The sequence below is a fragment of the Mycetohabitans sp. B46 genome (assembly GCF_037389205.1).
Lineage (GTDB): Bacteria > Pseudomonadota > Gammaproteobacteria > Burkholderiales > Burkholderiaceae > Mycetohabitans.
In genome coordinates, this window is record NZ_JADBGL010000002.1 from 418612 (window position 1) to 424694 (window position 6083).

At 62.8% G+C, this 6083-nt stretch carries 5 protein-coding genes and 1 tRNA gene; 1 reads left to right on the forward strand and 5 read right to left on the reverse strand.

What is annotated here, in order from left to right:
• Positions 1-68: 68 nt before the first annotated feature.
• Positions 69-245 carry a CsbD family protein gene (locus tag IHE30_RS04020; RefSeq protein WP_337688954.1) on the forward strand — a complete coding sequence of 59 codons (177 nt, stop codon included), beginning with the start codon at positions 69-71 and terminating at the stop codon, positions 243-245.
• Positions 246-740: 495 nt separating this feature from the next.
• On the opposite strand, the gene IHE30_RS04025 is transcribed toward IHE30_RS04020, so the two are convergent.
• The 5 genes from IHE30_RS04025 to IHE30_RS04045 form a co-directional block, all read right to left on the reverse strand.
• Positions 741-831, reverse strand: a tRNA-Ser gene (locus tag IHE30_RS04025).
• A gap of 113 nt (positions 832-944) precedes the next feature.
• A complete protein-coding gene (serS, locus tag IHE30_RS04030) occupies positions 945-2237 on the reverse strand; it encodes a serine--tRNA ligase (protein ID WP_337688955.1) in 1293 nt (430 codons plus the stop codon).
• 360 nt (positions 2238-2597) lie between these two features.
• Positions 2598-3914 carry a replication-associated recombination protein A gene (locus IHE30_RS04035; RefSeq protein WP_337688958.1) on the reverse strand — a complete coding sequence of 439 codons (1317 nt, stop codon included), beginning with the start codon at positions 3912-3914 and terminating at the stop codon, positions 2598-2600.
• A 67-nt stretch (positions 3915-3981) separates the two neighbouring features.
• Positions 3982-4656: an outer membrane lipoprotein chaperone LolA gene (gene lolA / locus IHE30_RS04040; RefSeq protein ID WP_337688960.1), complete on the reverse strand. Its 675-nt coding sequence runs from the start codon at positions 4654-4656 to the stop codon at positions 3982-3984.
• A 110-nt stretch (positions 4657-4766) separates the two neighbouring features.
• A partial coding sequence (locus tag IHE30_RS04045) for a DNA translocase FtsK (protein WP_337688961.1) occupies positions 4767-6083 on the reverse strand: 1317 nt, incomplete at its 5' end.

Consider the following 6083-nt stretch of genomic DNA (forward strand, 5'->3'; position numbering starts at 1 on the left):
ACGGCGCTTGCAACATCAGGCAGCATACCGGCCTGCGGTTAGGTCGGGCAATCAAACAGGAGAGATCGATGAACAAGGATCAAATCAAAGGCGCAGCCCAACAGGTCAAGGGGAAAGCCAACGAGGTCGCCGGGAAGGTGACCGGAAACAAGGCCCACGAACTCAAAGGCGATGTCCAGCAGGCCGCCGGCAAGACTCAGCAGACGTGGGGCGATGCGAAGGAAAAGGTAAAGAAAGGTTCGTGAGTGGCATACGCCCAGCCGCGCCGGTGGGCATTGGCCGCCGCTTCCTCAGGGGCACGTGTTCAGGGCGCGGCGTGCTCATCAATATTCAAAGAAGCGAGGCGGTCCGGCAACCCATGCCGGGCTGCTACGTAGCGCTGAAAGACGCAGCTTAAGTCTTTCCTGCTCTCGTTCATGTAGCATGCGCCGGGGTAGCGTCCCATTCCTATGCGCGAATGCTGCTCGGTTGGAACCACCCCAGCCCAGCAGCGTAGCGCAAACCTGCGCATGGGCGTCCAACGCAGTGCAAAAGCATGTCCGCGCTGCGTACGGTGCGTGATTTCCTTGAAAATGCATTGACACAATGTACGACCTCATGCCGCCAGCAAACTGATCAACGCCGGAGTTGATCCATACACAGTGGCACTGTGCTCGGTCATCGTGATGCGCGCTCGATAGAACGAACGCAAAGAAAAGCCGCCTGCGGGGGCGGCTCTATTCGGCTGAAAGCCTTGTCTGTGGCGGAAAGGGAGGGATTCGAACCCTCGATACGGGAGAACCGTATACCGGATTTCGAGTCCGGCGCATTCGACCACTCTGCCACCTTTCCTAGACTTTGATCTTCGCTGATTGGGTCGCTGCTCAGCGAAGTCGAGGATTATAGACAATCCGTCGCGCAATTCCAAGCGGATTTTTACGCGCCAGGCTTTTACGTCTCTCTGTTTACGCGCCGGGCTCCAGCCGCGCGATGCCGCCCAGGTAGGGGCGCAACGCCGTCGGAATCGTGACCGACCCGTCGGCGTTCTGGCCGTTCTCCAGAATCGCCACCAGCGTGCGACCGACTGCCAGCCCGGATCCGTTCAACGTGTGAACCAATTCGGGCTTGCCTTGTGCGTTGCGAAACCGCGCCTGCATGCGGCGTGCCTGGAACGCCTCGGTGTTCGAGCACGACGAAATCTCGCGATAGGCGTGCTGCGCCGGCAGCCACACCTCGAGATCGTACGTCTTTGCCGCCGAGAACCCCATGTCGCCGGTACACAGCGTGATCACGCGGTACGGCAACTCCAGCCGCTGCAGGATTGTTTCAGCATGCCCCACCATTTCTTCCAGCGCCTGGTAGGAGCTATCCGGCGACGTGATCTGCACCATCTCGACCTTGTCGAACTGATGCTGCCGAATCATGCCGCGCGTATCGCGCCCGTACGCGCCGGCCTCGGAGCGAAAGCACGGCGAATGCGCGGTCAGCCGGAGCGGCAATCGATCCGCGTCGACAATGCTGTCGCGCACCGTGTTGGTCAGCGAGATTTCCGACGTCGAGATCAAGTATTGCACGACCTTATTGTCACCCCCCCCCTTCTCGACACGGAACATGTCGTCGGCGAACTTGGGCAATTGGCCGGTGCCGTACAAGCTCTCCGGGTTCACGATGTAGGGGGTATAACACTCGGTATAGCCATGCGTCTGCGTGTGCGTATCAAGCATGAACTGCGCGAGCGCACGATGCAGGCGCGCCGCCTGGCCGCGCAGCACTGTGAAACGCGCGCCGGCCAGCTTTGCGCCTGCCTCGAAATCGACGCCCAGCGGCACACCGATGTCCACGTGATCCTTGACCGCAAAATCAAATGTGCGCGGCGTGCCCCAGCGCCGCACCTCGACGTTGTCCGCCTCATCCGCGCCGACCGGCACGGACTCGTGTGGCAGATTCGGGATGCCAAGCATCAGCTCGGACAACTTCGCCTGGACCGCATCCAGTTGCAGCGCCGACGCCTTCATCTCGTCGCCAATGCCTGTGACTTGTGCCATCACTGCGGAGGTATCCTCGCCGCGCCTCTTCATCGCACCGATCTGCTTGGACAGGCTGTTGCGGCGCGACTGCAGGTCCTCGGTGTGCGTTTGGAGCCGACGGCGTTCGGATTCGAGCGCCTGAAACGCGGCGACGTCTAGCGTGTAGCCGCGATCGGCTAGCCGTTGGGCAACCGCGTCGATGTCCTTGCGGAGCAGCGTGATGTCGAGCATGGGGAGCTTTGCAATACGTTGGATGAACTGCAGATTTTACCTTACCGACCCGACGGTACGAAGCACGGCAGCCCAGAAGCCGGGTGCCGTCGCGCCCCTGTGCCCTGTGCCCTGTGCCCTGTGCCCTGTGCCCTGTGCCCTGTGCCCTGTGCCCTGTGCCCTGTGCCCTGTGCCCTGTGCCCTGTGCCCTGTGCCCTGTGCCCTGTGCCCTGTGCCCTGTGCCCTGTGCCCTGTGCCCTGTGCCCTGTGCCCTGTGCCCTGTGCCCTGTGCCCCTGTGCCCCTGTGCCGTCATGTCGGCGTACTGTCATGCTGCGCTGCCATCATGCCGCAGCGTGCGACGCCTGCGGCCGGGCATCTGTTCAATCTTCCCCGTGCTTGTGCTCACGGCGCCACGCCTGGTCCAGCCCGCGCAGGCGCTCTAGCTTTTCACCGATCTTCTGCTCCAGTCCGCGCGGCACAGGTGCATACCAACCGGGCTCGCGCATGCCGTCCGGCAAGTATGTCTCGCCCGCCGCATAAGCGTCGGGCTCGTCATGCGCGTAGCGGTATGCATGGCCATAGCCGAGTTCCTTCATCAGCTTGGTCGGCGCATTACGCAGATGCACCGGCACCGCCCGCGACCTATCCTGCGAGACAAACCGCCGCGCCGCGTTGTATGCGTTGTAGCCAGCATTCGACTTCGGCGCGACGGCCAAATACAGCACCGCTTGCGCGAGGGCAAGCTCCCCTTCGGGGGTGCCCAGCCGCTCGTACGTTTCCGATGCATCCAGCGCAATGCGCGCGGCGCGGGGATCGGCCAGCCCGATGTCCTCCCAGGCCATGCGCACGATGCGGCGCGCAAGATAACGCGGATCGGCGCCCCCGTCGAGCATCCGGCACAGCCAATACAACGCACCGTCGGGGTGGCTGCCCCGCACCGATTTGTGCAATGCGCTGATTTGGTCGTAGAACGCATCGCCGCCCTTGTCGAAGCGGCGCAGATTGTCGGCCAACGCCGCGCCAAGCAGTGTATCGTCAATCGACATGGTCTTCGCACGGTGCGCGGCGCGTGCGACGATTTCGACGTTGTTGAGCAACTTGCGTCCGTCACCATCGGCAGAGCCGATCAGCGCGTCGCGCGCGCTGTCCGTGATAGTCAACCCGCCGCCCAATTCGGTGAACGCGCGCTCAAGCAATGCGCGCTGCTCATGATCGTCCAGGCTCTTGAGAACATAGACCGCCGCGCGGGACAACAAGGCGCTGTTAACCTCGAACGATGGATTCTCGGTCGTGGCGCCGACAAACACGAACAAGCCGGACTCCACGTGCGGCAGAAAAGCATCCTGCTGGCTCTTGTTGAAGCGGTGAACTTCATCGACAAATACTAATGTCTGCCGCCCACGCGCGCGATGGGCCTGCGCCAAATCGACCGCCTCGCGGATATCCTTGACGCCGGAGAGCACGGCGGACAGCGCAATGAATTCGGCGTGGAATGCGGCGGCCATCAAGCGCGCCAACGTCGTCTTACCCACGCCAGGCGGCCCCCACAGAATCATCGAATGCGGCTCGCCGGACTCGAACGCCACCCGCAACGGCTTGTTTTCGCCAAGCAGGTGGCGCTGGCCGATAACCTCGTCGATCGACTTCGGGCGCAGCCGTTCCGCCAGCGGGACGGCGGTGCGGGTATCTTCGAACATAGACTTACCGGATCACTTTGCAACGTCGTGCATGCATGATGACAGCCGCGAATCCACCCGGCACCAGTCAGCCATTGATCACGTCGGCACCCTTCGGCACCGCAAACTTGAATGTATTGGCGGGCAGCGCCGGATTCTTGTGGAGGCTCGAGAACGTGAGCAGCGTCACATTGCCGAACACGTCATGCAACTCCATCGCCTCGAGGTTGCCGTCGCGAAAACCGATGCCGACGCGCTCGAACTGCGTATCCCTCGATTTCGGGATTAGCTCGAGCCAGTCGATGCCTTGTTTGACGCCCGCATCGCGCAGCGTAAAGTTCTTTTCCAGGTCATTGCTGCCGAACAGGATGGCGGCCGGACTGGCGCCCAGCGCGCCACTGAGCGCCCGCACGGTCACCTGATTCAAATCCTTATCCCAGACGTACAGCTTGTCGCCGTCGGACTGCAGCAGTTGTTCATACGGTTTTTGGTACGCCCACACGAACCTGCCCGGCCGCGCAAAGCGGAATGTGCCGCTCGACGTGGCCATCGACGTGCGTGCCGCCTGGCCCTGCGCCTGCGACGCACTGCCGCCGGCTGCCTTGACCTGACGCTGGACGAACTCGCCATCGGCCGAACGCACCTGTGCCACGAACGCCTTCAATTGCGCCGTGCCGCTGGCCTGCGCGCACGGCACAGCAGCCAAGGCAATCAATGCGCCTGTCGCCGCGACCCGCGTGGCGCGAAAAAGCGATCCCATCATCAAAGCGTTTCCTGTGTTGATTGCATACACGTGGCGCGCCCCGCACGGCCCATGGCGCCACCTGGCGGCAACCATGGTGGCCCGTTTTGTCCTCACACCGCTCGAGGCGCTCAGTCGTCGCCGCCGCGCGCCGGCACCAGTATGTCGCGATTGCCGTTGGACGCCATCGTCGAGACCAGCCCCGACTGCTCCATCTGTTCGAGCAGCCGCGCGGCGCGGTTGTAGCCGATACGCAAGTGACGCTGCACCAGCGAAATCGACGCGCGGCGCTGCTTGAGCACGACTTCGACAGCCTGGTCGTATAACGGATCGGACTCACCATCCGCACTGCTGGTTCCCGCGCCACCTGCTTCGTCGCCTTCGCCAGCTAGGCCCCCTTCCAGAATGCCATCGATGTAGTTCGGCTCACCCTGCTCTTTAAGCTTCTCGACGACACGGTGAACCTCGTCGTCGGAGACGAACGCGCCATGGACGCGAACCGGCAGGCCGGTGCCCGGCGGCAGGTACAGCATGTCGCCTTGGCCGAGCAGCGACTCGGCGCCCATCTGGTCAAGGATCGTGCGAGAGTCGATCTTAGACGAGACCTGAAACGCAATGCGCGTGGGCACGTTCGCCTTGATTAGCCCGGTGATCACATCGACCGATGGCCGCTGCGTCGCGAGCACGAGGTGGATGCCGGCCGCCCGCGCCTTCTGTGCGATACGCGCGATTAGCTCCTCCACCTTCTTGCCGACGACCATCATCAAGTCGGCCAACTCGTCGATGATCACCACGATGAACGGCAGCTTCTCGAGCGGCTCCGGTGCATCGGGCGTCAGGCTGAACGGATTCGGAATCTTCTCGTCGCGCTTGGCGGCGTCGTCGATCTTGCTATTGTAGCTGGCCAGGTTGCGCACACCGAGCTTGCTCATCAACTTATAGCGCCGTTCCATCTCGCCGACTGCCCAATTCAGCGCGTGGCCGGCCTGCCGCATGTCAGTGACCACCGGACACAGCAGGTGCGGGATACCCTCGTAGACCGACAGCTCAAGCATCTTCGGATCGATCATGATGAGACGGACCTGCTCCGCGCTGGCCTTGTACAGCAGCGACAAAATCATCGCGTTGATGCCGACCGACTTACCCGAGCCGGTCGTGCCGGCCACCAGCAGGTGCGGCATCTTGGCCAAGTCTGCACATACTGGGTTGCCCCCGATGTCCTTGCCCAGCCCCATCGTCAGCAGCGATGGCGCACTCGCATAGACCTCGGAGCCCAGGATTTCCGTCAGCCGCACGGTCTGACGACGCTGATTCGGCAACTCCAGGCCCATGTAGTTCTTGCCGGGAATCGTCTCGACCACGCGGATCGACACGAGCGACAGCGAGCGCGCGAGGTCCTTCGCGAGGTTGACGACCTGGCTGCCTTTGACCCCGGTCGCCGGCTCAAT

What these genes read in the sequence shown, in the direction of transcription:
- IHE30_RS04020 (WP_337688954.1), top strand. Translation starts at nt 69, where the DNA reads ATGAACAAGGATCAAATCAAAGGCGCAGCCCAACAGGTCAAGGGGAAA.
- IHE30_RS04035 (WP_337688958.1), bottom strand. Translation starts at nt 3,914, where the DNA reads ATGTTCGAAGATACCCGCACCGCCGTCCCGCTGGCGGAACGGCTGCGC.
- lolA (WP_337688960.1), bottom strand. Translation starts at nt 4,656, where the DNA reads ATGATGGGATCGCTTTTTCGCGCCACGCGGGTCGCGGCGACAGGCGCA.
- serS (WP_337688955.1), bottom strand. Translation starts at nt 2,237, where the DNA reads ATGCTCGACATCACGCTGCTCCGCAAGGACATCGACGCGGTTGCCCAA.